This window comes from Flavobacterium sasangense DSM 21067 (assembly GCF_000686885.1).
In the GTDB taxonomy this organism is placed as follows: domain Bacteria; phylum Bacteroidota; class Bacteroidia; order Flavobacteriales; family Flavobacteriaceae; genus Flavobacterium; species Flavobacterium sasangense.
In genome coordinates this window covers 1-25,530 of the sequence record NZ_JMLU01000021.1, presented here as the reverse complement: position 1 = coordinate 25,530, position 25,530 = coordinate 1, and the positions used below count along the sequence as shown (strand labels likewise).

The 25,530-nt window shown below is 32.6% G+C and carries 22 protein-coding genes; 11 read left to right on the top strand and 11 right to left on the bottom strand.

All coding sequences use genetic code 11. From position 1 onward, the window contains the following. A complete protein-coding gene (locus BP92_RS0109725; RefSeq protein WP_084329710.1) occupies positions 1-2,859 on the bottom strand; it encodes a sensor histidine kinase in 2,859 nt (952 codons plus the stop codon). Positions 2,860-3,052: 193 nt separating this feature from the next. Here BP92_RS0109725 and BP92_RS0109720 point away from each other — a divergent pair, with 193 nt between their 5' ends. From BP92_RS0109720 to BP92_RS16075, 7 genes are all read left to right on the top strand, one after another. Continuing rightward, positions 3,053-4,984: a LamG-like jellyroll fold domain-containing protein gene (locus tag BP92_RS0109720; RefSeq protein WP_026725894.1), complete on the top strand. Its 1,932-nt coding sequence runs from the start codon at positions 3,053-3,055 to the stop codon at positions 4,982-4,984. Positions 4,985-5,161: 177 nt separating this feature from the next. After that, a complete protein-coding gene (queA, locus tag BP92_RS0109715; RefSeq protein ID WP_026725893.1) occupies positions 5,162-6,211 on the top strand; it encodes a tRNA preQ1(34) S-adenosylmethionine ribosyltransferase-isomerase QueA in 1,050 nt (349 codons plus the stop codon). Positions 6,212-6,318: 107 nt separating this feature from the next. Further along, the gene (kynU, locus tag BP92_RS0109710; RefSeq protein ID WP_026725892.1) at positions 6,319-7,602 is read left to right on the top strand and encodes a kynureninase; all 1,284 of its coding nucleotides are present in this window, start codon (positions 6,319-6,321) and stop codon (positions 7,600-7,602) included. A gap of 77 nt (positions 7,603-7,679) precedes the next feature. Beyond that, positions 7,680-9,779: a T9SS type A sorting domain-containing protein gene (locus BP92_RS16765; RefSeq protein WP_051604437.1), complete on the top strand. Its 2,100-nt coding sequence runs from the start codon at positions 7,680-7,682 to the stop codon at positions 9,777-9,779. 97 nt (positions 9,780-9,876) lie between these two features. Further along, positions 9,877-10,953: an agmatinase family protein gene (locus tag BP92_RS0109700; RefSeq protein ID WP_150111910.1), complete on the top strand. Its 1,077-nt coding sequence runs from the start codon at positions 9,877-9,879 to the stop codon at positions 10,951-10,953. 70 nt (positions 10,954-11,023) lie between these two features. Beyond that, positions 11,024-11,599 (top strand): NUMOD4 domain-containing protein, encoded by a 576-nt coding sequence (locus BP92_RS0109695; RefSeq protein ID WP_026725890.1) that lies wholly within the window; start codon positions 11,024-11,026, stop codon positions 11,597-11,599. A gap of 57 nt (positions 11,600-11,656) precedes the next feature. Next, on the top strand, positions 11,657-12,265 hold the full coding sequence (locus tag BP92_RS16075; RefSeq protein ID WP_245598373.1) for a hypothetical protein: 609 nt from the start codon (positions 11,657-11,659) through the stop codon (positions 12,263-12,265). 54 nt (positions 12,266-12,319) lie between these two features. Here BP92_RS16075 and BP92_RS0109685 read toward each other — a convergent pair whose 3' ends face one another. From BP92_RS0109685 to BP92_RS0109670, 4 genes are all read right to left on the bottom strand, one after another. Next, on the bottom strand, positions 12,320-13,852 hold the full coding sequence (locus BP92_RS0109685) for a cryptochrome/photolyase family protein (RefSeq protein WP_026725889.1): 1,533 nt from the start codon (positions 13,850-13,852) through the stop codon (positions 12,320-12,322). Then, positions 13,853-15,157, bottom strand: coding sequence for a DASH family cryptochrome (locus tag BP92_RS0109680; protein ID WP_245598372.1), 1,305 nt, complete (start codon positions 15,155-15,157; stop codon positions 13,853-13,855). Between the two features lie 120 nt (positions 15,158-15,277). Continuing rightward, positions 15,278-15,445, bottom strand: coding sequence for a DUF2256 domain-containing protein (locus tag BP92_RS16925; RefSeq protein WP_084329708.1), 168 nt, complete (start codon positions 15,443-15,445; stop codon positions 15,278-15,280). Further along, a complete protein-coding gene (locus BP92_RS0109670) occupies positions 15,445-16,080 on the bottom strand; it encodes a flavin reductase family protein (protein WP_026725887.1) in 636 nt (211 codons plus the stop codon). Before BP92_RS0109670 ends, BP92_RS16925 begins: the two co-directional genes overlap by 1 nt. Positions 16,081-16,229: 149 nt before the next feature. Here BP92_RS0109670 and BP92_RS0109665 point away from each other — a divergent pair, with 149 nt between their 5' ends. After that, entirely contained in the window at positions 16,230-17,570 is a 1,341-nt protein-coding gene (locus tag BP92_RS0109665; RefSeq protein ID WP_026725886.1) for an FAD-dependent oxidoreductase, read from the top strand. 27 nt (positions 17,571-17,597) lie between these two features. On the opposite strand, the gene BP92_RS0109660 is transcribed toward BP92_RS0109665, so the two are convergent. Genes BP92_RS0109660 through BP92_RS0109650 form a run of 3 tightly spaced genes read right to left on the bottom strand, consistent with a single transcriptional unit; the run spans position 17,598 to position 19,850 of the window. Further along, on the bottom strand, positions 17,598-17,960 hold the full coding sequence (locus tag BP92_RS0109660) for a cupin domain-containing protein (protein ID WP_026725885.1): 363 nt from the start codon (positions 17,958-17,960) through the stop codon (positions 17,598-17,600). Between the two features lie 4 nt (positions 17,961-17,964). Beyond that, complete coding sequence (locus BP92_RS0109655; protein WP_026725884.1) at positions 17,965-18,333, bottom strand: DMT family protein; 369 nt, start codon at positions 18,331-18,333, stop codon at positions 17,965-17,967. After that, complete coding sequence (locus BP92_RS0109650; RefSeq protein ID WP_026725883.1) at positions 18,333-19,850, bottom strand: helicase HerA-like domain-containing protein; 1,518 nt, start codon at positions 19,848-19,850, stop codon at positions 18,333-18,335. The genes BP92_RS0109655 and BP92_RS0109650 overlap by 1 nt, the downstream gene beginning before the upstream one ends. 140 nt (positions 19,851-19,990) lie before the next feature. Between BP92_RS0109650 and BP92_RS0109645 the strand changes: the two genes are divergently transcribed. Continuing rightward, the gene (locus BP92_RS0109645) at positions 19,991-20,623 is read left to right on the top strand and encodes a 7-carboxy-7-deazaguanine synthase QueE (RefSeq protein ID WP_026725882.1); all 633 of its coding nucleotides are present in this window, start codon (positions 19,991-19,993) and stop codon (positions 20,621-20,623) included. 166 nt (positions 20,624-20,789) lie between these two features. Here BP92_RS0109645 and BP92_RS0109640 read toward each other — a convergent pair whose 3' ends face one another. Further along, positions 20,790-21,497, bottom strand: a complete 708-nt coding sequence (locus BP92_RS0109640) for a class I SAM-dependent methyltransferase (RefSeq protein ID WP_026725881.1) — start codon at positions 21,495-21,497, stop codon at positions 20,790-20,792. A 70-nt stretch (positions 21,498-21,567) separates the two neighbouring features. On the opposite strand from BP92_RS0109640, the gene BP92_RS0109635 reads away from it, so the two are divergent. After that, positions 21,568-22,065, top strand: coding sequence for a YkgJ family cysteine cluster protein (locus BP92_RS0109635; protein WP_026725880.1), 498 nt, complete (start codon positions 21,568-21,570; stop codon positions 22,063-22,065). Between the two features lie 221 nt (positions 22,066-22,286). Here BP92_RS0109635 and BP92_RS0109630 read toward each other — a convergent pair whose 3' ends face one another. Both BP92_RS0109630 and BP92_RS0109625 read right to left on the bottom strand, forming a co-directional pair. Continuing rightward, the gene (locus tag BP92_RS0109630) at positions 22,287-22,553 is read right to left on the bottom strand and encodes a hypothetical protein (protein ID WP_026725879.1); all 267 of its coding nucleotides are present in this window, start codon (positions 22,551-22,553) and stop codon (positions 22,287-22,289) included. Between the two features lie 35 nt (positions 22,554-22,588). Then, positions 22,589-23,821 carry an exo-beta-N-acetylmuramidase NamZ family protein gene (locus tag BP92_RS0109625; RefSeq protein WP_026725878.1) on the bottom strand — a complete coding sequence of 411 codons (1,233 nt, stop codon included), beginning with the start codon at positions 23,819-23,821 and terminating at the stop codon, positions 22,589-22,591. Between the two features lie 7 nt (positions 23,822-23,828). Here BP92_RS0109625 and BP92_RS0109620 point away from each other — a divergent pair, with 7 nt between their 5' ends. Beyond that, a complete protein-coding gene (locus BP92_RS0109620) occupies positions 23,829-25,061 on the top strand; it encodes an ABC transporter permease (RefSeq protein ID WP_026725877.1) in 1,233 nt (410 codons plus the stop codon). Positions 25,062-25,530 lie beyond the last annotated feature (469 nt).

Below are 25,530 nucleotides of genomic sequence, written 5' to 3'. Positions count from 1 at the left end.
TTAGTAGGTAATTGGAATTTCTATAATAACTTTTGTTCCGGAAGATTGACCATTTTTGTTTATTTTGTCTTCAAAATTAATGGTAATATTTTGCTGTTTATATTGATTGAGTAATTCGATACGATTCTGCATGGCTTCGGTAGCAAATGATAAATGATCTTTGTTTTTAATAGCTTTTAGTTCGGCGCTTTTTTGTCGTCCAATTCCATTATCATCAATAGTTATTTTTAAAGAATCAAAAATTCTTTCGAAATCTATAGTTACTTTTTTCTCTCCTTTTTTGTGCAGCAAACCATGTTTTACCGCGTTTTCAACATAAGGTTGTAACAGCATTGATGGAATTTTAATGTTTTCAATGTCAATACCATAACCAATATTGATTTCGTAACTAAAATCTTCATCAAAACGAGCTTTTTCAATGTCTAAATACAATCCTAAAGTTTTAATTTCTTCCGAAAGTGTTATGTTTTCCTTTTCACTCATCTCTAAAATGGTTCGCGTTAGTGTAGAGAATTTTGATAAATAGGAAACCGCTTGTTTTTTATCGTTCGACAAAATAAAAGATTGAATTGTATTTAAAGCATTGTAAAAGAAATGCGGATTCATTTGGGATTTAATCGCTTTGAGCTTCGATTGATTTAAATTCTTTTCTAAATTGACTTTATCTAATAAAAGTTGGTTTTTCTTTTCGATTTTTTGAATTTGATATTTGTAAAAAGTATAAGCTAAAGCAATGATAATCAGTCCTAAATAAATTAAGAAAAAAGGATTTAACCAAAAGGGATTATTGATTTTAAAATGGATTTGTTGAATAGGCGTTTCATAATTAGCATCTATTTTTAAATATACGTTATAATCTCCAGGAGAAATAGAAGATAAAATCAGATTCTTGTTATCAATATCCAAGCGATTCCAGTTCCCATTGTTTATTTTGTATAAAACACTATTTTTTTCATTTGGATTAAAAGAGAGTACAGAAAAATTAACTGTAATATTGTTTTGATTGTATTCTAATTCATTTAAGTTATTCTCTTTTTGTAGAGTACCATTAACTTTTATTTCGTTGATGATTAATTCAGGTTTGGCAAATTCTTTGTTCTTGAATTTATTTTTTACAATAATCCCTTTTGAGGTAGCAAAATAAATTTTATTCCCAATTACAGCAACGTCGGTAACTTCTAGATCGCTGGTTAAAGGTAAAATTTTACGATAGTAGTTTTTAATTAAATTGTATTCAATTATACCGTTTGTGGTAAAAATAAAAATGGAGTTCTCTTGAATTTTAAACTTGGTAAAACGTTCTTTTAAATGTTCTTCAAAAATAGAAACTTTAGTTACCTTGTTATTAACATCAATTTTATATAATTCTTCGCTTGTGGATAAAGCATAAACTACATTTTTGTAAGATTGTAAATTGGTAATGAATAGCGGTTTATTTTGAAATTTTAATTCATTAACGTCGTTTAAATTAACGAATTTCAATCCCATGTTGGTAGCATAATAAATGCAATTATTTTCAGAGTTAAACGCAGTTGATTTCCCATTTAACCTAAAAATTGAACTTTCGTTAAATCCGTTTGGAACATTGTAATATTTTTTAAAAATATTATCCCATTTACTTTTTTGGTTCCCCACTTTAAATAACCCACAAACACCACTTGCAGCAACAGCGTAATAAGTGTCGTCGATTTTTTTTATATCTTTTACAGCTGTTGACCACTCTTTTGTAATTGTGTTTTTTTGGTCTAAGATTTTAAATTTTGATGAGGTAAAGTAGATGTTTTGACTTTTTTCGTTTCCAATAATTTGGTTAATAGGGTGGTTGCTATTGTTTTTGTAAACCGTTTTTATTGATAAATCATTTAATTGAAGACCATATATTAAATCGTTTTCTGTTCCTATTAAGAGTTGATTGTTATAAGGAGAAAAAATAGTAGGTTTTGGATCTAGTGGAATGAAATTGTTTTTGAAATCTTGAATAAAAAGCAATCCGTTATTTAACGTAGAAATCCAATAGTTTTGTTGTTTATCTTTAAAGATATAAGACACGTTGTATTCAGAAAAGTAATACGTTGCTTTGTTGTTTTCATATTTAATTATCCCATTTGGGGTGCAAAGCCATGGCGCATTATCTGTTAAAGCAACGTTTTGTATAAAATCAAATGAGTTACTAAATTCTTTTCTTGTAAGTTTATTTTCTTTATAAGTGTAATAATAATTTGAATATTTTGAAACGATGAAAAGTTCGTCTTTTATTACTTGAACAATAGGAACTTCTAGATTTTTTTTAAAATCATCCGAAAGCTCACGTTTTTTTATTTTTTTAGGATAATCAATTTCATAAATGTATTCACCAACGATATAAAATTTTGATCCAACGGAATATGTTGAGCGAATGTTTATATCCGTTAAAGGATAGAAATAAATAGGTTTTAAACTTTTTAAATCATAAACTATTACTCCGTTGAGTTGCATTAAAAATAGTTTGTTCTTAATAATGCTGTATTTGATATATCCTCTAGATTCTTTTTGAGATAAACTTTTTAATTCACCATTTTCAACATAATATAAATAACCATCAAAATTGCAATACCAAATTCTTCCAAAACTATCTTCCCTAATGCATGAGCCTGATTTTGAGGTTTGGCTATCTGATGTATAAGTTTTAAAAACATTACCATCATAACGACATAACCCTTTGCCAGTTGCAAACCACATAAAACCTTTACTGTCTTGAAAAATATCATAAACACTATTAGATGGTAAACCGTTTGTTCGATCGATATTATAATAATAAGGGTTTTGTCCAAATACTATTTGGGTGAGAAAATAAAATAATATGACTTGAAATAGTTTCAATTAGAGCGATTTGTTAACAAATATAAACAATTATTAAGGTGTTTGAAATAGTTCAGTTTGTGAAACCTGCTTTTTAATTAACGAAATCTGTTTCTGTCCTTTTTTCGTTAACTGAAAATAGTATTTGGTAAACTCGTTAAAAATTAACGACTTGATAAAAATAATTTTACATCGAAATTCTAAATCGATATTTATGAAAACAAAATTATTTTCTTTTTTATTCTTTTTAACTTGTGCCTTTACTTTTTCGCAAATTACTTTAAATGAAAGTTTTGAATCAGGTTTGCCAGCCGGTTGGAGTAATTCTAATTATTCGGTAACAACTGCAGCTAGTTGTTCTGGTTCCCAATCATTGACTGCTTCTTTATTTACAAGTGGTAGTAATGCTAATCTTCAAACAACAAGTTACATTTCGAATGGAAATGCAATCACATTTTCTTATGGTTATAAAGCACAAAGTTCAAGTACTGGTTATTTAATTGCAAGGCTATACTATGAAGTTAACAATACAAATACTTGGACTCAAGTAAATACAAGTGATGTTTTTTCTACAAATTGTCAAACTCTATCTGCAACTTTGGCTGCAGGTGTTGTACCAGCTGGTACTCCAATTCGTTTTAGAGCACAAATAAATTTTATTGTGAGTGGTGGAGTTGTTTATATTGATAATCTTCAAGCAACTCAAGCGATTTCTGCAAACTCTTCTACAGAATATAATTTCGACGGAACTTATGTAAATACAGCGGGTTCTAATCCTTTTATACCAACAGTTTATACGTCTTTTACAACAGATAGAAATGGAAATGCAAACCGAGCATTAAATATTACCAGCAATTCTGGAGTTTCTGCAACCATTCCAGGTTTACCTTATGGAAATTCAGCAAGAACAATTTCATTTTGGGCTAAATTGAACATGATTCAAACACCTTACAATATGACTTTTTCATATGGGCAAGGTAGTATGAATAATGCAATAGGAGGGTCTTTCAATTCAACTACAGTTGATTATTTTGGCTATGCTAATAATTTAAGTGCAAGCAGTAGCAGTAATGCTTCTACATGGTATCATTTTGCTTATGTTTATGATGGTACTACAGCTAAAATATACAAAAACGGAGTACTTTTAAGTTCTCAAGCAAAATCTTGGAATACTTTGAATAATAATGATTTATTTAAACTTGGTGTTGGAGTAGGTGGTGAATTAAATTTTGTTGGGGCGATAGATGATTTAAAGATTTATAATTATGCATTAAATGATAGCCAAATTTCAAGTTTATATGCTAATAATGCTTTAATGGGCAATTCTCTAGTGTATCAATTTAATTTTGACAATAGCTACTTTGATATAACAGGAAACAAAAATTTTACGACAGCAGGTGTTTTTACTTTAGACAGAAATGGAAATCCAAATAATGCTTTAAGGTTTACAAATACAGGTGCAACTGTAAATTTAGAAAATTTACCTGTTGGAAATTCCTCTCGTTCTATTTCTATTTGGTTAAAAATGCAATCTTATTGGGGTGATAATTATTTATTTGGTTATGGGACTCAATCAGCTAATCAATATTATGGTTTTTCGTTAACTTCTAGTCAAATTAATAATTATGCATGGGCTAATGATTTAACTAGTGCTACAAGTATTCTATTAAATACATGGAAACATTTAGTGGTAACTTTTAATAGTGTAACTGATGTAGCATCAATATATCTTGATGGTGTATTAATTACAAGTGCAGTTAAGTCTGCATGGAATACCGCAAATAACACAACGTTTAATTTGTCTTCAGGCTCATTTGAAGGAACTGTAGACGATTTAAAAATTTACAATTACGAATTATCTCCAACAGAAATTTCAAATTTGTATAATTACAACGTATTGTCATCTTCAGATTTTAACCAAAACAATTTAGAAGTTTCTTTGTATCCAAATCCAGTTCGCGATATTTTAAACATTGAAAGCGAAAACGATATTCAATCTGTAGAAATTTACAACATTCAAGGTCAAAAAGTGATTTCATCTAATCAAAAGCAAATCAATGTTTCCGATTTAGCTTCTGGAATGTATTTGGTAAGAATTCAAGACATCGATAACAATATCGCAACTAAGAAAATCTCAATTAAATAGTTAGTTTTTAGGTTTTAAAATTTGGGCGTTGTCAAGTAAAACAAGGGTTTTGTAAAATAAACCGCATTTTACTTGACAACGCCTATTTCATAATCGTATATTTGCCAACTGAATTTTAGTGTTTTGAGTTAGAAAACTAAGAAACACATAAACTTTTAAACTCTTAAATATTTTTAAATGAAATTATCTCATTTCAATTTCAATTTACCAGAAGAATTATTAGCTGAATTTCCTACCGAAAACAGAGATGAATCTCGCTTAATGGTGGTTAACAGAAAAACAAATACTATCGAGCACAAATTATTCAAAGACGTTATTGACTATTTTGATGACGGAGATGTAATGGTTTTGAATAATACCAAAGTTTTTCCAGCACGTTTGTATGGAAATAAAGAAAAAACTGGTGCTCGTATTGAAGTTTTCTTATTAAGAGAATTAAATGCAGAGCAACGTTTGTGGGATGTTTTAGTAGATCCAGCGCGTAAAATTCGTATCGGAAATAAATTATACTTTGGTGATGACGATTCGTTAGTGGCTGAAGTGATTGATAATACTACATCTCGTGGTAGAACATTACGTTTTTTATACGATGGTTCTTACGAAGAATTCAGAGAAAAATTAGTAGAACTTGGTGAAACTCCAATTCCTAAATACATCAATCGTGAAGTAACTCCAGAAGATGCGGAGCGTTACCAGACTATTTATGCAAAAGAAGAAGGTGCTGTTGCAGCTCCAACTGCTGGTCTACACTTTTCTAAACATTTATTAAAACGTTTAGAAATCAAAGGTGTTGATTTTGCAGAAGTAACATTACACGTAGGTTTAGGAACTTTTAATCCAGTTGAAGTAGAAGATTTATCGAAACACAAAATGGATTCGGAAGAAATGATTATTACGCAAGAAGCTTGTGATATCGTTAATAATGCAAAAGCCAAAAAGAAAAAAGTATGTTGTGTAGGAACAACTTCGATGAGAGCCATGGAAAGTTCGGTTTCTTCTCAAAGAACGTTAAATCCTTACACAGGTTGGACAAATAAATTTATTTATCCTCCATACGATTTTAGTATTGCAGATTGTATGATTACTAATTTCCACACACCAAAATCAACTTTATTAATGATGATTTCTGCTTTTTGTGGTCACGATTTAATGAAAAAAGCTTACGAAGAAGCAATTAAAGAAAAATATCGTTTTTACTCATACGGAGACGCGATGTTAATCATATAATTTTTAAAAATCTCAATCGAAAGGTTGGGATTTTTTATTTTAACTGGTTTCGCTTTTTGTTGCTTTGAAACTTTTACCTAATTTTACCCTTCAAACAAAACTACCTAATGACTTTTCAAAATACGCGCGAATTCGCACAAAGTTTAGATGCTCAAGACGAATTGAGAAAATACAGAGATGAATTTCATTTTCCACACGTAAACGGAAAACAAGTAATTTATTTTACAGGAAATTCTCTCGGACTTCAACCAAAAAGAACCAAAACTTACGTTGACGAAGTAATGAATGATTGGGCTAATTTGGCAGTAGAAGGTCATTTTTATTCTGATAAACCTTGGTGGGATTATCAGGAGCGTTTTGCAGTTCCATTGAGTGATATTGTTGGGGCTAAGCCAGCTGAAGTAGGGGTAATGAATACGTTAACAGTAAATCTTCACTTATTAATGGTGTCTTTTTATAATCCAACACCACAGAAATATAAAATTATTTGTGAGGAAAAAGCGTTTCCAAGCGACCAATACATGTTCCAAAGTCAGGTAAAATTTCACGGTTATGACCCAAAGGATGCTATCGTTGAAATCAAACGAAGAGAAGGAGAGGCAAATATTCGTTTAGAAGATGTTTTGGCTAAAATTGACGAAGTTGGTAGTGAATTAGCTCTAGTCTTAATTGGTGGAGTTAATTATTATACAGGACAAGTGTTTGATATGAAAACCATTACGGCAGCGGGTCAAAAATACGGTGCTTATGTGGGTTGGGATTTAGCGCACGCTGCTGGAAATATCAAATTAGATTTGCACGATTGGAATGTAGATTTCGCTGCTTGGTGTAGTTATAAATATATGAATTCAGGACCAGGAAATGCATCTGGATTCTTTGTGCATGAAAAACATCATAACGATAAAGAATTAAAACGTTTTGCAGGTTGGTACGGACACAATAAAGAGCGTCGTTTTAAAATGGAACCCGATTTTGACCCTGTTCATGGAGCAGATGGTTGGCAAATTAGTAATCTTCCAATTTTATCATTAGCTCCATATTTAGCATCTGTAGAAATGTTTGCTGAAGTTGGGATGGATAAACTAATCACAAAGCGAAATTTAATTACATCTTATTTAGAATTTATTCTTCACGAAATCGACAAAGAATTAGAGGGAGCTGATTTCGAAATTTTAACACCATCAAATCAAGAAGAACGCGGTTGTCAATTATCAGTTTACCTTCACGGACAAGGAAGAGAGTTATTTGATAGATTAATGAAAAACGGCGTAATCACCGATTGGAGAGAGCCAAACGTAATTCGTTTAGCACCAGCACCATTTTATTGTTCTTTTGAAGAAATGTATGAATTTGGTCAAATCTTAAAACAATTGATTTTAAATAAAGAGTAATTTTTTTAACATTTTTTTGTGTTTTGTTATATTTTTTCGGTTTATTTGTAACAACCTTAAAATCAAACTCATAAAAAATGAAGAAAACATTACTTGCTTTGGCGTTCTGTCTGATTGGAACCCTACAGTTGTTGGTTGCGCAAGTTTCTGAAAAAGAAGCTGTTGCAAGACAATGGATTAAATCCAATTTAAAAGAATTAAAAATCAACTCGGATTCCGATATTAATTTACGTTTTGTTCGTAAAAGTATATCGGGTGAAACATTGCGTTTTCAACAAATGGTGAATAACATTCCTGTTTTTGATACGGAAATTGTGGTGCATTTCGATCTTAATGATCAAGTTTCTTATGCAGATCACAACATTATAAAAGAGGTAGTTCAAATTAATACGACACCTCAAATTTCCAAAGAACGTGCAATTGAAATTTCCGATAAAGAAATTGGGGTTTCAGGAATGGTGACTTTTCAGGAATCTAAATTGTTTGTTTATAATAAATTAGAGAATACAAAATTAGTTTACAGAACAGTAACTAGCTTTGAAGAAAAGTCAGGATCATGGGAAGTTATTATGGATGCTATAAATGGAACCATTTTAAGTGTAAAAGATATTGCTATTTATTGTGGAGCAGAATGTACTTCAAATCATCATAATGCTACTAATACTTCTGGAGCTGCAAAATATTTTATGCCAAAAGAAGCTACTTCAACTTTAGCATTTCAACCTGGTACCGCTATGGTATTTTTATCAGATCCTTTGTCTTCTGCAAGAGTGGCTTATGGTGGAAATTACTCTGACGGAGGTGGTTCTGGTGATACTGATACTGCAGAGTTAAATGCACAAAGAGTTTTGGTGAATTTACCAGAAGTAGATAATACAGCAGGAACTTATAAATTAAAAAGTTCTTATGTTGAAATTAAAAATTTAGAAAATCCTAATAAAGGATTGTTCACTCAAGCAAATGCGAATTTTTCATTTACTAGAAATGCTGATGGTTTTGAAGCAGCAAATGTCTTTTATCACACCGATAATAATTTACGATATATCAATGAAACATTAGGGGTTAATTGTTTGCAAAATGTAAATGGCACTCATACTGGTGTTTTGTGGTTTGATCCTTCTGGAGAGAATGGAGCTGATAATTCGCATTATACAAATGGGGAATTGGTTTTTGGTGAAGGATGTGTAGATGATGCTGAAGATGGTGACGTTATTTGGCATGAACTTGGACATGGATTACACGATTGGTTAACAGGTGGTTCTTTATCTCAAGTAAACGGGCTAAGTGAAGGAAGTGGAGATTATTGGGCACAATCTAATAGTAGAGCCTTGTCAGGGCAATGGACTTCTGCTGATGCAGCTTATCATTGGATGTTTAACTGGGATGGACATAATGCGTGTTGGGGAGGTAGAACTACTAATTATGCAGCTTTATACCCTGGTGGTTTAGTTGGACAGATACATACAGATGGTCAAATTTGGTCAACTGTTAATATGAAAATTTGGGATGTTTTAGGAAGAACAAAAACAGATAAAGCTTTCTTAGAAGGATTAGCTTTAACGAACAGTTCAACAAATCAACAAAATGCTGCAATTGCTGTAAGACAAGCTGCTATTGATATGAATTACAGTTGTGCAGATATTAAAGTAATGACTGAAAAATATACAGCAGCAGGTTATGTAATGCCAGCAATTGCTTTAAGAATCAATTGCCCAGGGACTCAAACAGTAACTGCAGATGGTTTAGGAAATTATACGGTTCCAAGTTTTGCAAGTTTGGCGAATGCAATTAATTCAAATTGCGATGCTGTGGTAACTCAAAGTCCTGCAGCAGGAACTGTTGTTACGGTTGGAACTCACGTTATTACAATGACGGCGACAAGCGGAACTTCTGTAAATTGTAATTTTAACTTAGTGGTTCAAGCAAGTTTAGGTGTTGAGGATGTAGTGAAAAACACATTCAGTATTTATCCAAATCCAGCATCAACAACTATTACTATCAAAGGAGATAATTTCGAAAATGAAGAAATTGAAGTATATAATATGTTAGGACAGAAAGTGATAGGTAAAAATCTAATTACAAATGAATCAACAATTGATATTTCAAATTTAGCGAATGGTGTTTACATCGTTTATTTTATGAATTCAAAAGCATCTCACAAATTTGTAAAACAATAACAAATTTCAAAGAAATAGTAAAAGCCGGACATTCTTGTTCGGCTTTTTTTGTTAAAATGAATTATCTTTGTAGTGTATAACCGAATTACATGAAATCATGACTAAAGAACAAATTTTAGAAAATTTTGATCCATCCCAACCAGGGTTGGCAGATGCTACTATTTTTGGTTTGCCATTTTCGGCAGAGCAAAGTGAAATTATTGTAATTCCAGTGCCTTGGGAAGTTACAGTGAGTTATGGTTCTGGAGCTTCTAAAGGTCCAGATGCGGTTTTAGACGCTTCTTTTCAGGTAGATTTGAATCATCAAGAATTTCCAGAATTATGGAAATTAGGAATTTATATAGATAAACCCGCTAAAGAGTTAAAAAAGAAATCTAAAAAGTTCAAAAAACAAGCGGCTCCAATCATCAAAGCTTTAGAAAGCGGAATGATTTTAGACCATCATCCTTCATTAATGAAAGATTTAGAAGAAATCAATTATGCGTGTTCTGATATGGTGGAAGCTGTTCGCGAGCAAACGCTAAGTTGGATGAACAAAGGTAAAAAAGTGGTGCTTTTAGGTGGAGATCATTCTACACCACTAGGGTATTACCAAGCTTTAGCAACCAAATATGACAACTTCGGAATCTTGCATTTAGATGCGCATATGGATTTACGTATTGCTTATGAAGGATTTACCTATTCGCACGCTTCTATTATGTACAATACGTTACAAATTCCTCAAGTTTCAAAAATTGTACAAGTAGGAATTCGCGATTTTTGTGAACAAGAAGTCGAAGTAGCTTTAAAAGATAGAGTTTTAGTACATACTGATATGGATTTAAAACAGGAAGCTTTCGAAGGTAAAACGTGGCAACAACAATGCGACCATATCATCGCTTCATTACCAGAAAAAGTTTGTATTTCTTTTGATATTGATGGAATGTATCCTTGGTATTGTCCAAATACAGGAACTCCAGTTCCAGGAGGATTTTCATTTGAGCAAGCCGCTTACTTGTTCAGTCGCTTAGCTGAAACAAATAAAGAAATTATCGGATTTGATTTAGTTGAAGTAGCACCAGGCGATGATGATTGGGATGGGAATGTTGGAGCAAGAATGTTATTCCATATGTGTGGTGCTTTTGCAAAATCTCAAAAAATGAATGTTGGGAACAAAATCAAGTTTAACAAATAATTTATATCTTGCATTAAATCAGACGAAAGTCTTAAATAATACGCCCCTTAATTTATTTAAAGACAAAAATATGAGTCATTTTGTAATTGAACAATGGAGAGAATATCCAATTGAAGTTCCAGGTAAGGTTAGATATGCTGTTTCTAATTATGGTAGACTTAAAAGTTTTACTGATAAAATTGAAAACGGGAAAATTCTAAAAGGTGCTCCAACTGAAGGTTTTCTATTTTTACGTTATGTTAGATCGGTTAACGGAAAGAAAAGTTATTATTCTCATGCCATTCATAAAATGGTAGCGGAGCTTTTTATTCCAAGAGTAAGTGAAGACCAAGAATATGTTTTACATCTTGATTATGATAAAATGAATAATCAGTTGTACAATTTAAAATGGGCAACTTACAATGAGATGCGCGCTCACGGACACAAAAGTCCAGCTGTAAAAGAAGCTTTTAAAAAGTTTCAAGAAAATAATATTAAAAGAGATGGTAAAAAGCTAACTTCTACACAAGTCATTCGGATTAAGTTAAAAATGAAGCGACAAGGTGAAAAGTTCAGCGTTAGAAAAACCGCAAAAGAATTTAATGTTTCCGAAATGCAAATTTACCGTATTAAATGGGGTCAAAATTGGGGACATATACAAGTTTAATAATTTTTTTGTCAAACTGAACTTGTTTCAGTTTCTTAAAGTTTTTTGTTTTGTAATATGAGAAAAGTATTAATATTGATATTTGGAATAATAATTTTGCAACTGAGTTTCTCTTGTAAATCTCAATATTCAACAGTTGAACTAGAGAATAACTTTTCCACTGATCAAATCTCTGACTTGAATAAAATAAGAGACTTTTTTAAAAACCAAATATCTGAAAATAAAAAATCTGATTTTAAAGTCTGTTTTTCTAAAATATTACCGGGATTATTAGAAAATGGTTGGCACCCGATTTTAGAGAAAGTGGATTTTGAAAAACAAAAAGAACTTTACAATTCTATTTCGAAATCTACGTTTGATGAAATATGGGAGTTTGGAAAAGCGACTTATCCAGATACTGGTTTGGAATTAAAAAATTTAGGTTCAAAATATAATGGGAAATATCAAAAATTTTTGACTGAATTTGGAAAAAATAATCCAGAAGTTAAAAATTATGCGGATAGACTTATTGAAGCTGGAGATTTTGAATCAGTAGGCTGGTTACAACAAAGTATTTATAAAAATCCGAAAGAATTCGATTTAGAAGATCCTAATATTCAGTTGTTAATTGCTATTCACTATTTAACTCTAAATGATCAACAAAAAAGAACTGACAAATGGGAATAGGATTAATTTTAATAAATAAATAACCAAACCGAAGTTTTAAAAGCTTCGGTTTTTTTATAAATTATTGATATCCTCCAAAATCGATATCGCTTTTTCTTTCGTAGCGGCTAATTCTTCAGGTTTCATTTTTCTTAGTAAAGCTAACATCATGCTCATTCTTTGATTGTTTGCAAAATGCTGTTTTTTCTCATCTAAAAAATGCCAATACAAACTATTAAACGGACAGGCTTTATCGCCCAATTTCTCTTTTACGTTGTAATGACAACTGCCACAATAATTGCTCATTTTATTAATGTAACTTCCAGAAGAAACATAAGGTTTCGTGGCTACAATTCCACCATCCGCATATTGACTCATACCGCGTGTATTAGGTATTTCTACCCATTCAATCGCATCGATGTAAACGCCTAAATACCAAGCGTCAACTTCATCAGGATGTAATTGTGCTAATAACGAAAAATTGCCAATAACCATCAAACGCTGAATATGATGTGCATATGCTTCCGATAAACTTTGAGAAATCGAATGTTGCATGCATTTCATTTTGGTTTTTCCGGTCCAAAAGAATTCAGGTAGTGGATTGTAGTTTTCTAAGGCGTTCATTTGGGCATAATTCGGCATTTTTTTCCAATAAATTCCTCTGACATATTCGCGCCAACCAATAATTTGTCGTACAAAGCCTTCTACTTGTGCCAATTCAATGGTTTCTTGATTTTGGTAATAATATGAAATCACAGCATCCACAACTTCTTTCGGACTAATCATTTTAGAATTCATCGAAAAAGACAAACGCGAGTGAAATAGAAATTTATGTCCAGAAAATAACGAATCTTGATACGTTCCAAAATGTTCCAACAAATGCTCACAGAAATAGTCAATCAATTGTAAACTTTCGTTTCTGGAAGTCGGCCAATTGAAATTTTCCATATCAATACTTCCAAAAGTCGTGATGTTTTGCGCTTCAATTTCGGCAACAAGTTCCTTCACATTTTTAGGAAATTCCAAAGGAAACGGAATCGGAACTTCATTTTTATATTGATTGCGGTTGTTTTGGTCAAAGTTCCATTTTCCATCTAACGGTTGATCGCCGACCATTAAAACATCGTGTTTTTTTCGCATCATGCGATAGAAACTTTCCATTAAAAGTTGCTTTTTTCCTTTGAAAAAATCAGCCAACTCATTTCTAGAAGTATAAAAATGTTCAGAATCAACGGCTTTTGTGGGAATAGAAAGTTTTTCACAAATGGATTTTAATTGCTCGTCCAATCGATATTCATCCGGAAGTTGGTATTCAAATTGCTCGATTGTATTCTTTTCAACCAAATCCAGAATCAATTGTTCTAAATTATGAGGATTATTGGCATCCGAAATTTTATAATAAACCACTTGATGACCTTTATGCTTCAATTCCTCTGAAAAATTGCGCATCGAAAGAAAAAACGCCACCACTTTTTGAATGTGATGTTTCACATAATCCGTTTCCTGTCGCATTTCTGCCATTACATAAACCACTTCGGAATTGACTTCATCAAACCAAGAATGTTCCGAATTGAGTTGGTCGCCCAAAAGTAATCGAAGTGTTTTCATCTAAAATAATTCAGGAATTAACCACATTTTCTGAAATTTTCCATCGCAATCGTACATTTCTGCTTGACGTTTGATGTTGAATTTTCTATCTCTTGGATCGTTGCCAACACCAGCATTGTACATCCAATTGCCATAATTGCTATGCACATCGTAATCAATCAACATGCTCTCAAAATAAGCCGCCCCAATGCGCCAATCTTGTTCCCATTCTTTTGCCCAATAACTCGCCACATTTTGACGGCCGCGATTGCTCATCCAACCTGTTCTTTGCAATTCAATCATGTTGGCGTTCACAAAATGTTCTGGTGTGGTGCCGTTCGTCCATTGATTAAAAGCTTTTGTGTTTTGATTCCAATGGTATTCTTTTTGCAAAATGCCGTTCAATTGGAAAATTTTGTTGCCGTGTTTTAGCGAAATGTATTTGAAATAATCACGCCAAATCAATTCGAAAATCAACCAATACGTATCTTCGTTTTTGACTACTTTTTTCTCAAATTGTTGCACTTCCCAGTAAATTGTTCTTGCCGAAATACTACCATTCGCTAACCAAGCTGAAAGTTTCGAACTATAATCTTTTCCAACCAAACCATTACGAGTTTTCTTGTAAACAGCTAGCTTTTTGGTGTCCCAAAAATAGTCTTTGATTCTTTTTTTAGCATGATTTTCGCCACCTTTAAAAGGAAAAGCGGTTTTATTCGGTTGTTTGAACTCCGAAGCTTCGGAGTCAAATCCCAAATCTTCCAACGTAGGAATTGTAATTTTTTCTTCAATTACATTAGAAATAAGTTTTATTGTAATAGCCACTGTTGGTCGTACTCGAACTTTCTTTTCTAATTGTTTTCTAAATTCCGTAAACACTTCTGGAATTTTCTCCCAATCTTCATACGGAACATCATCAGGATGAAATAAGAATTGATCGTAATACTTTTTCCAATTCACCGCAGGAATTAAATTTCGCACTTCAGATTCAATATCCACTTCTTCTTGCGTCCATTCGTTTTGGCTATAAATCGTGTCAATTTGATATTTTGCAGCTACTTCTGGAATCAATTGTTCGGGATAACCGTAATAAACTAATAAGGAGATATTCTTCTCCGCTAAATTTTGTTGTAATTCGGCTAAAGTCTCTAAAAGAAATTGCGTTCTAAATTTTTCTGTTTTTTTGAAACCGTATTGAGTTGTTTCGAATTGTCTTGGATCTAGACAATAAATGCCAATTACTTTTTCATTTTCCCTACAAGCATTGTACAACGAATGATTGTCAATCGTGCGCAAATCGTTTCTAAACCATACTAATCCGTTCATAATTTTAAACATATAAGTCACATAAGTTTTCTTTACAGAATAACTTTGTGAAAAAGTTCATAAAAGATTTTAAAGATTTCTCTTATTTCTCAAATCTGTGTTCCTTTTTTTTGTGTTTGATTATTCATCTTGCCCTTGAACTTGATTTTTGAAATTTTTATTCATTCTACATTTATCACTACAATACACAACTTCTTCCCAATTTTTCTCCCATTTTTTGCGCCATGAAAAAGGGCGTTGACAGGTTTTACATATTTTTTCGGGAAGATTTACTTTTTTATGCGCCATTATAACATCGAAGTTGAAGGTTTATCTGGTCGTGCATAATGAAATCTGTCTGATAGTTTCGGAACAGCATAACCATCTAAACCATTAATAGCTACTACATTTCCTTTGTCTAATTGCATCCAATTGTCATCATGAAACAAATTTTCATCTGCATAAATAGTTTCAATCGAAGCGATGATGTGAATACAGTCGTTTTCTTCAATTTTGTATTCGTTTACATATTTACAAAGTAATTGAATAGGACTTCCTTTTACAAAAGGGACTTTGTGATGGTCTATAAATTCGGGTTCTAAATTAGTTTTGTCGAATTCTGAAATGTGTTCGTCATAACTTGAGGATGTATGATGTGCATCGGCAATCATTTCTTCGGTAATATGATTTATAGTAAAGAATCCAGTTTCTTTTATGTTTTTATAAGTGTCTCTTGGAACCGTTGTGGGTCTAACTATAAATCCTAACAATGGTGGTTCGCTTCCCAAATGCGTAACGCTGCTGAAAACAGCAACATTTAATACGCCTTCAGTTGAAACTGTTCCAATTAAATTAGCGGATTTGTAACCGGTAACGCAATTGACTAAGTTCAGTCGCGGCACTTTTGACATATAGAACAATTCGTCTTTCGTAATCTTTCTCATAGCAATTTTTATTCAAAGATACATTTTGTTTAACTAATATTAAAAATAATTAAACAAAATTTGAACTCAAAATGAAAAATCTGATAAAAGTCGGGCTTAGAAATTTATTATTCCGTATTTTTGCAGTCCAAATTTTTACAAAAATCTTCATGCAAACGCCACAAAAAATTGCTGTAGTAGGTTCTGGATTAGTAGGAACTTTATTGGCAATCTATTTAAAAAGAGCTGGACATACAGTACATGTTTTCGACAGAAGTCCCGATATTAGAACGGTTGAGTTTTCAGGTCGTTCTATTAATTTGGTGATGTCAAATCGCGGTTGGAAAGCATTGGAAGATGTAGGTTTAGATGAAGAAATTAGAAAAATCGGAATTCCAGTAGATAAAAGAGCGATTCACTTACAAGATGGAAAACTGAATTATCAATATTACGGAAAAGAAGGCGAAGCTATTTTTTCTTTATCAAGAGGCGTTTTGAATAGAAAAATGGTCGATTTGGCGGAAGCTGAAGGTGTAGAATTTTTCTTCGAACGTAAAATTTGGGATGTAACCTTAGCCACAGCAACTTTGTGGGAAGGCGAAACCGAACAAGGTGATTGGACCGAGTTAAAATATGATAAAGTTTTTGGAGCCGATGGCGCTTTCTCGAGAATTAGACACAGAATGCAACGTCAATCGATGTTTGATTATTCGCAAGAGTTCATGAAAATAGGTTACAAAGAATTACATATTCCTGCTAATGCTGATGGTTCTCCAAAAATTGATATTCATTCCTTACATATTTGGCCAAGAGGTAATTTCATGTTGATGGGATTGGCTAATTTAGACAACTCTTTTACTTGTACTTTGTTCATGCCGATTGAAGGCGAAAATTCGTTTGAATCGTTAACTAATGAAGAAAAGTTAGTTTCGTTTTTCGCGACTTATTTTCCTGATACAAAAGACGTAATTCCAGATTTAGTGCGTGATTTTTTCAGAAATCCGAACAGTTATTTGGCGATTATGAAATGTTTCCCTTGGACTTTTAACGATAAAATTGCTTTAATTGGTGATTCTGCGCACGCGATTGTGCCTTTTTATGGTCACGGAATGAATGCGGGTTTTGAAGATATTACGATTCTGAATGAATTAATGCAACAATATGGAGACGATTGGGATCGAATTTTTAAAGCCTACGAAATTTCAAGAAAACCAAACGCCGATGCTATTGCCGAACTTTCGAGAAGAAATTTTGAAGAAATGAGTGCAAAAACTGCGGATGCTAATTTCTTACTACAAAAGAAAATCGAAAAATGGTTTTCGGACAAACATCCAGAAAAATGGTTGCCGTTATATAGCCGTGTGACTTTTAGTTTACAACCTTATTCAGAAGCCATGGCAATTGGCGATTTTCAAAATGAAATTATGCAAGAAGTTTTGAAAATGGATAATATTCAAAAAAATTGGAATTCAGAAGAAGTAGAAAATAAAATTTTAGAATTATTAAAATAAATAAAAAGAGGCAATCGCCTCTTTTTTTTATTCTTCTCTGTTAACGGAATCCATACTAAACGCAGGCGTACAAATTGCTAAATATTCACACGGTTCATCAAACGGATTTGAATATTGAACGCGAGTGTTTTTCTCAATTTTTATCGATTGACCTGTTTCTAAAATTAATATTTCATCTTCAATAATGAATTGCTTTTTCCCTTTGATAATATAAGTGTATTCATCAAATTCTGGAGTTTGAAAAGGTTCGCTCCAACCTGGTGGTGCAATCATATGTGCAATTGAAATCGCTGAATTATTTGTAGTTGCTAATCCGTGATGTTCTTCAATCAATTTCCCGTCTGTTGTTGGAACTACAAATGGTGATTTTTGGATAAAATATTTTTTCATTTTATTACTTCTTAAATATAAAATAAACTGCCAATACTAAAAAACAGAATCCTACTGCGTGATTCCATCTAAAAGTTTCGTTCTTAAAGAAAACCATTGAGAAAATCACAAAAATTACCAAAGTAATTACTTCTTGTATCACTTTCAGTTGCATTAATGAAAACGGACCGCCGTTGCCTTCATAACCAATTTTATTCGCAGGAACTTGAAAGAAATATTCAAATAAAGCCAATCCCCAACTGATTAATACAATTGTTATTAATCCAGCGTTTTCGAACCACTTTAATTCTTTGAATTTTAGATGACCATACCAAGCTAATGTCATAAAAACATTAGAAAGTATAAGTAATCCAATTGTAATAAATCCTTTCATTATTTCTTGAACATTTTCATTAATAGACCAAAAGCGCCTCGAATAAAACTAGCGCTTGTTACTACTTTGGTAATCGATTTTCCAATAACTTCTGTTGTACTTGGTTCTTCTTTTGCTTTTCTGGTTGGTTTTTCGGCTTCTTGTTCGGCTGCGACTTCTTGTGCTTCAGCAATTTTTTTGTTTAGCATTTCGTAAGCGCTATCTCGGTCAACAACTTCGTTATATTTTTTTGCTAATTTCGATTTTGTGATACTTGCTTCAATTTCACTTTCTGTTAAAACATCCATTCTACTCATAGGCGCTCGCATCATGGTGGCTACTAATGGCGTTGGCGTTCCTTTTTCGCTTAATGCGGTTACAAAAGCTTCTCCAATTCCTAACGAAGTTAGCACTTCATCGGTTTCATAAAAATCAGTATCGGGATAATTTTCAGCTGTCATTTTAATTGCTTTTCTGTCGTTTGCCGTGAAAGCTCTCAACGCATGTTGAATTTTTAAACCTAATTGCGCCAAAACGCCTGTTGGAACATCCATTGGATTTTGCGTAATGAAATAAACTCCAATTCCTTTCGAACGAATTAATTTCACAATCGTTTCAATTTGATTTAATAATGCTTTGCTGGCTTCGTCAAAAATCAAATGGGCTTCATCAATGAAAATTACTAATTCTGGTCGTCCAGCATCGCCTTGTTCTGGCATGGTGTTGTAAATTTCGGCTAACAAACTCAACATGAAAGTCGAGAATAATTTCGGCTTGTCTTGAATATCTGTCAAACGCATGATGTTCACGTAGCCATTTCCGTTTTCGTCAACTCGCATTAAATCTTGGATGTCGAATGATTTTTCGCCAAAGAATAATTCCGCACCTTGTTGTTCTAATTCGATAACTTTTCTCAAAATGGAACCGGTTGAACTGGTTGAAATTCTTCCGTATTCGGCTTCAAACTCTGCTTTTCCTTCTTCGGTTGCGTAATTAAGTACTTTTTTGAAATCTTTTAAATCTAATAAAGGCAAACTATTATCATCGCAATATTTAAAAATGATGGAAACTACGCCAGATTGCGTGTCGTTCAAATCTAAAATTCGAGAGAATAAAACAGGTCCAAATTCAGAAACAGTAGCTCTTAATCGAACTCCGTTTTGTTCTGAAATGGTCATTAATTCCACAGGAAAAGCTTTTGTTTCGTATGGAATTGAAATTTTAGCATGACGTTCTGTAATGAATGATTTTTCTTCACCTGGCATTGCAATTCCAGAGAAATCTCCTTTAATATCCATCATCAAAACAGGAACTCCATTTAAAGATAATTGTTCCGATAATACTTGAATGGTTTTGGTTTTTCCAGTTCCAGTTGCACCTGCAATTAATCCGTGACGGTTTAAGGTTTTTAGTGGAATGTTTACGTGGGTATTTGGAACCGCTTCGCCATCTAAAATTCCACCACCTAATGTAATGAATTCGCCTTTACAAGCGTAGCCCTCGTTTATATGTTTGCTAAAATCTTCTGTCTTGCTCATTTTGATGTATTTTGAATTTCAAATGTAGTTAAAATCGAAGGAAATTTCAAGAACAAGTTCAAGTGTAAAATCAATTTCTAACTTCTTATTTCTAAATTCTAACTTCCAAGTTGTATCTTTGCCCACTATTTTTATTTGAAATGTTACAGAAAGAAGTACAATTAGCGGTTGAAAAAGGCGAAATGTTGCCTTTAATGGAGGAGTTTTACACGATTCAAGGTGAAGGTTATCACACAGGAACAGCAGCTTATTTTATAAGAATTGGCGGTTGCGATGTAGGTTGCCATTGGTGCGATGTGAAAGAAAGTTGGAATGCAGCATTGCATCCACCAACGAATACCGATATTATTGTTGCCAATGCTAAAAAGTACGCTGACACGGTTGTTGTGACTGGTGGAGAACCTTTGACTTGGGATATGACGTTATTGACTTCTAAATTAAAAGCACAAAATTTAAAAGTACATATTGAAACTTCTGGAGCGTATGAAGTTTCTGGAACTTGGGATTGGTTTTGTTTGTCGCCAAAGAAAAATAAATTACCTGTTCAAAGTGCTTATGATATTGCCAACGAATTAAAAGTAATCATCTACAACAAACATGATTTCATTTTTGCAGAAGAACAAGCGGCTAAAGTAAATCCAAACGCCATTTTGTTTTTACAACCCGAGTGGAGCAAAAAAGAAGAAATGACACCTTTAATTGTAGAATATGTAATGAATAATCCGAAATGGAGAGTTTCGTTGCAAACGCATAAATATTTGAATATTCCATAACGGAAATTTCAAATTCAATTTTTTTGGAACACAGATTTAAGAAATTTTAAAAATTCATCTAATTTCTTTAATCTGTGTTTCTGTTTTAAGTTTCTCTATTGATTTCTATGTAAAGTGAAATGCCTTTTCGCTCAAAAAGAAAACTATTGTGGCTATGTGTTTCCGATTAAAGATTAGTCAGCTTCGCCAAATAATCAAAATGCTTTCCTTCCAAAATCAATTCGCATTCTAAACCATTAGAAATCGCGGCATTTTGTAGCGTGTTGTAATCCAAATATAGCCAATCAAAAGTGTCTTCGGTTTCTCCTTTATATTGAATACTGAAGGTTAATTCACCATAATATCCATTAGCAGGAACTTCGTAAGCGCCATCTTCGTCTTGGTCGTACATATAAATTAAGTCCGAACTATCAATTAAAATTTGTCCGCCTTCGTTTAAAAGTGATTTTAGTTTTTGCAAGAACTTCGAAATCTGATTCATTTTTCCAAAAATTCCAGTTCCGTTCATTAAAAGTAATATAGTGTCAAATTTCTCTGAAGTATCTAAATTCAATACATCCGAAACTTTACAGTTTTTCAAACCTCTTAATTCACAAGCTTTAATCGCGTTTTCTGAAATATCAATTGCCGTAACCTCAAAACCTTTTTCTTGTAAATACAAAGCATGACTTCCAGCACCGCAACCTACGTCTAATACTTTTCCTTTGGCCAATTGTAACGCTTTTTGTTCCAATTTTGGCATGTCTTTAAAATCACGAAACAAATAAGTAACGCTCATTTCATCCGCTTCTGAAATAGAAGTTTCTGTGATTAAATCTTCGGGAGAATTATTCGTTTGGTAATCTAAAATGGCTTTTCCGAAAAGGTCTTTCATAAAAAAGTTTAAAAGTTTAAAGGTTTAGGAGTTTAAAAGTTGTTTAACTTTGCAGAAGAAAATTCATAAAATGCTAAAGCCAAATTTAAACGAACTCGGAAAACTTGCCAAAGATACACATATCGAAACCAAAAAGTATTTTGACAAGCTAAAAAAGAAAACACCCAAGAATTTGGATTATGTAATGCAAGATTTACACGATGCCGAATTCAAAAAAACGGATTGTTTAGAGTGTGCCAATTGTTGCAAAACAACGGGGCCGTTATTTACTTCGGCAGATATTGAACGAATTTCTAAAAGTTTGCGTCAAAAACCACAACAGTTTATTGACCAATATCTTCGTATAGATGAAGACCAAGATTATGTGTTAAAAAGTGTTCCATGTACGTTTTTAGATAGCGACAACAAATGTTTCATCTACGATGTGCGCCCAAAAGCCTGTCGAGAATTCCCACACACAGATAGAAAAAAATTCCAACAAATCACCGATTTAACTTTGCTAAATGTTGCGATTTGTCCAGCTGCATTTAATATTGTGGAGAAAATGAAGGAGAAGTTGCCTCTTTAGTAAGTGGTCAGTGTTCTCCCGATAGCTATCGGGATTAATGTTCAGTTTTATCCGCAATCTTGTCATTCCGTTAGGAATCTCTTTATATAATTTGTGATAATTTGTAAATTTGTGTTCCATTTTTCCATCTTCCATTATTCATAATAAATCATCAGTGCTTTTAATATTTGAATGAAATGGAGGAAAGTTGTCACTTAAGGATTTATTTGTATTTCTAAATTTTAAAAAGTTAAATACTGATATAAGAAAATCATTGAAAGCATAATTATAAAAAATCCTAAAAATATTGCAATTAAGTTTTTATGATGATTCACTTTGTTGTAATATGAATTATATTTATTTTCGTCTATGTCCGTTTTCCTCATAGAATTTTTGTTGTCTTTTTTTAGAAAAAAATATCCAAAACTGATAAATAATAAACCAAGTAAAAAGGTAAAAATAAATTTCCCTAAAAGTATTTCTTCTGTAATCAAAATCACTAATTTCATAATAATATAATTTTAAAATCTTCCATCACCTAACATCACTCATAAATCAAATACTTCTTTCTAACTTCCTTAAACTGTTCCAAACCTTCATGCCAAGTTTTTCTAATTTCTTTTTCGGTCATTCCGGCTTCAATTTGTTCACGGAGTTTTTTGGTTCCAGCTAATTTGGTGAAGAAATCATTGAAGAAAACGGTTTTATCTGCTGTGTTTTCGTAAGCTTTCAATAACCATTTTAATTCCAATCGGTGTATTTTTCTAATCTCGGTTAAATCTTCTCCAAAGCATAATTTTCCATTATGAACGGGGTCTTTTGCTCCAAAATTAGGTTGCGGAGTAAAGCTAAAATCAAATTCACTTTCAGGTAACAAGGGCGAACCGTAAATTTGGAATTGTTTCTCCGTTCCGCGACCTAAGCTTACATTCGTGCCTTCAAAAAAGCACAAACTCGCATATAAATTAATCGATTGATCATTTGGTAAATTAGGCGAAGGCTTCACAGGTAAGCTATATTTCATATCGTGCGAATAGTTCAAACAAGGCGCTACTTTTAAATCACATTGCAAGCTATCTTTTAGCCATTTTTCGCCATTAATCATTTTTGCATATTCGCCAATCGTCATTCCATGCAAAACTGGAATTTCATGCATCCCAACAAAACTTGTGTGTTCCTTTTCTAAAATTGGACCATCAATAATAGTTCCATTCGGATTTGGTCGGTCTAAAACCAAAAGCGGAATATTGTTTTCAGCACAAGCTTCCATCACATAATGTAACGAAGATATATAAGTGTAAAATCGCGCGCCCACATCTTGTAAATCAAAAACCAAGATATCAATTCCTTCCAATTGCTCTGGTTTTGGCTTTTTGTTGTTTCCGTAAAGGGAAATAATCGGCAAATTTGTTTTGGTGTCTTTTCCATCCACGATTAATTCGCCAGCATCAGCGGTTCCTCTAAAACCGTGTTCAGGTGCATAAATTTTCTGAAGATTGATGTTTTGTTCGATTAAAAAATCAACCAAATGCTTCTCTTTTGAAAGAATTCCTGTCTGATTCGTAACTATTCCAACACGTTTATCCTTCAATAGTGGCAAATAACTTTCAAAGTTTTCGGCTCCGGTTTTAAAAGTGACATCAGTTGAAGTGGAAGTCAAAGTCACATTATCACTACTCGATTTTTTCTGCGGAATAGCCTTTTTACTACTTCCACACGAAACGATTAGTAAAGAAAAAAATAATAATGTACTTTTGAAAAATAATTTAGATGTCATAAAAACCTTGAATTTAGAATATTTCATAGCCAAAAGACTAATTGCTGCTAAAAGTTATAAAAGTAGTATTTCTTCGCCAATTATAAAAATTGCGATTACGGCAATTGCCATCGGAATTATTATGATGATTATGGCGGTGGCTACAGGTGTTGGACTTCAAGATAAAATTCGCGAGAAAGTTTCAGCTTTCAACGGACACATTATTATTTCTAATTTCGATGATAATCAATCGCAAGTCACTACCGAGCCTATTTCTATCAATCAAAGTTTCTATCCTAAATTCAAAAATGTAGAAGGCATCAGTCATGTGCAAGCGGTTGCAAGCAAAGCCGGAATCATTCGTACAGAAAAAGCGTTCGAAGGCATCATATATAAAGGTGTTGGGAAAGATTATAATTTTACCAATCTAGAAGAATATCTAGTCGATGGTAAAATCCCAAATCTAAAATCCGAACTCAATACCGAAGTTCTGATTTCGGAATATTTAGCTAAACGGCTGCATTTAAAAGTAGGCGATAAGTTTCTAACCTTTTTCATGAAAGAAAACGGAAAACTTCCTAATAAAAGAAACTTCCTAATCACTGGAATTTTCAACTCAGGTTTTCAAGAATTCGATGCTACTTATATAATAGGTGATATTCGCCACGTGCAACTCATCAACAAATGGCAGCCAACAGAAGTTGGAGCATTCGAAGTTTTTGTAGACGATTTCTCCAAAATCAAAGAAAAAGGCGAGGAAGTCTACAAAGAAATTCCGCCTACTTATAATAGCATCACCATCGAAGAAAAATATTATAGTATTTTCGAATGGCTAAAATTGTTCGATTTCAACATTCTGGTTATTCTAATCGTAATGATTGTCGTAGCTACTATTAATATGGTAGTCGCATTATTAGTCCTAATTTTAGAGCGCACCCAAATGATCGGAATTCTAAAAGCTATGGGCGCCAACAACTGGAATGTCCGAAAAATATTTTTGTACAACGCTTTCTATTTAATCGCTCGCGGATTATTTTGGGGAAATCTAATCGCTATTTCTTTATTAGTAATTCAAAAATTCTTCGGCGTAATCCAACTCAATCCCGAAAACTATTACGTAAACGAAGCGCCAGTAAGTATCAATTTACTTCACATCGCATTATTAAATATCGGAACCGTGATTGTTTGTTTGCTGGTATTATTAATTCCATCTTATATCATCACCAAGATTTCACCAGTAAAAGCAATACGTTTCGATTAATTTTTTTAGAAGCATATATCCCACATTCCATAAAGACTTTTAGTCCCGCTGTCCGCTACAATTTTTTCTTTTTTGTTGCTCGAGGTTTTCTTTTTTGTTGCCTGAGGCACTCGAAGGCAACAAAAAAGAAAAAAGATTTTCACTCCCATCGGGGCTCATATCTTTGTTAAGATTTAAAAATATGAATTATTTATCTTTGAAATAGTAATAATTGATAAACAAAACCAAGTTGCAAAATACTATCGGGGCGAAATACATCATAGATGATATTGCATACACTAGGGTAATCTACTTGGTTTTAATTACATTATAGTCACAATAGTACTTAAGCACTTGCTTTAATAGAAAGATGCTGTATAAAAAATGAGCAAAGTCTACTGTAATTTTTTGTTTATCTAAAAATCAAAGAGTTATGAATTTAAAGTATGCTGTAGGACTTGATGTATCAAGTAAAAAAATTGACGCTTGT

What these genes read in the sequence shown, in the direction of transcription:
- BP92_RS0109720 (WP_026725894.1), top strand. Translation starts at nt 3,053, where the DNA reads ATGAAAACAAAATTATTTTCTTTTTTATTCTTTTTAACTTGTGCCTTT.
- queA (WP_026725893.1), top strand. Translation starts at nt 5,162, where the DNA reads ATGAAATTATCTCATTTCAATTTCAATTTACCAGAAGAATTATTAGCT.
- kynU (WP_026725892.1), top strand. Translation starts at nt 6,319, where the DNA reads ATGACTTTTCAAAATACGCGCGAATTCGCACAAAGTTTAGATGCTCAA.
- BP92_RS16765 (WP_051604437.1), top strand. Translation starts at nt 7,680, where the DNA reads ATGAAGAAAACATTACTTGCTTTGGCGTTCTGTCTGATTGGAACCCTA.
- BP92_RS0109700 (WP_150111910.1), top strand. Translation starts at nt 9,877, where the DNA reads ATGACTAAAGAACAAATTTTAGAAAATTTTGATCCATCCCAACCAGGG.
- BP92_RS0109695 (WP_026725890.1), top strand. Translation starts at nt 11,024, where the DNA reads ATGAGTCATTTTGTAATTGAACAATGGAGAGAATATCCAATTGAAGTT.
- BP92_RS16075 (WP_245598373.1), top strand. Translation starts at nt 11,657, where the DNA reads ATGAGAAAAGTATTAATATTGATATTTGGAATAATAATTTTGCAACTG.
- BP92_RS0109685 (WP_026725889.1), bottom strand. Translation starts at nt 13,852, where the DNA reads ATGAAAACACTTCGATTACTTTTGGGCGACCAACTCAATTCGGAACAT.
- BP92_RS0109680 (WP_245598372.1), bottom strand. Translation starts at nt 15,157, where the DNA reads ATGAACGGATTAGTATGGTTTAGAAACGATTTGCGCACGATTGACAAT.
- BP92_RS16925 (WP_084329708.1), bottom strand. Translation starts at nt 15,445, where the DNA reads ATGGCGCATAAAAAAGTAAATCTTCCCGAAAAAATATGTAAAACCTGT.
- BP92_RS0109670 (WP_026725887.1), bottom strand. Translation starts at nt 16,080, where the DNA reads ATGAGAAAGATTACGAAAGACGAATTGTTCTATATGTCAAAAGTGCCG.
- BP92_RS0109665 (WP_026725886.1), top strand. Translation starts at nt 16,230, where the DNA reads ATGCAAACGCCACAAAAAATTGCTGTAGTAGGTTCTGGATTAGTAGGA.
- BP92_RS0109660 (WP_026725885.1), bottom strand. Translation starts at nt 17,960, where the DNA reads ATGAAAAAATATTTTATCCAAAAATCACCATTTGTAGTTCCAACAACA.
- BP92_RS0109655 (WP_026725884.1), bottom strand. Translation starts at nt 18,333, where the DNA reads ATGAAAGGATTTATTACAATTGGATTACTTATACTTTCTAATGTTTTT.
- BP92_RS0109650 (WP_026725883.1), bottom strand. Translation starts at nt 19,850, where the DNA reads ATGAGCAAGACAGAAGATTTTAGCAAACATATAAACGAGGGCTACGCT.
- BP92_RS0109645 (WP_026725882.1), top strand. Translation starts at nt 19,991, where the DNA reads ATGTTACAGAAAGAAGTACAATTAGCGGTTGAAAAAGGCGAAATGTTG.
- BP92_RS0109640 (WP_026725881.1), bottom strand. Translation starts at nt 21,497, where the DNA reads ATGAAAGACCTTTTCGGAAAAGCCATTTTAGATTACCAAACGAATAAT.
- BP92_RS0109635 (WP_026725880.1), top strand. Translation starts at nt 21,568, where the DNA reads ATGCTAAAGCCAAATTTAAACGAACTCGGAAAACTTGCCAAAGATACA.
- BP92_RS0109630 (WP_026725879.1), bottom strand. Translation starts at nt 22,553, where the DNA reads ATGAAATTAGTGATTTTGATTACAGAAGAAATACTTTTAGGGAAATTT.
- BP92_RS0109625 (WP_026725878.1), bottom strand. Translation starts at nt 23,821, where the DNA reads ATGACATCTAAATTATTTTTCAAAAGTACATTATTATTTTTTTCTTTA.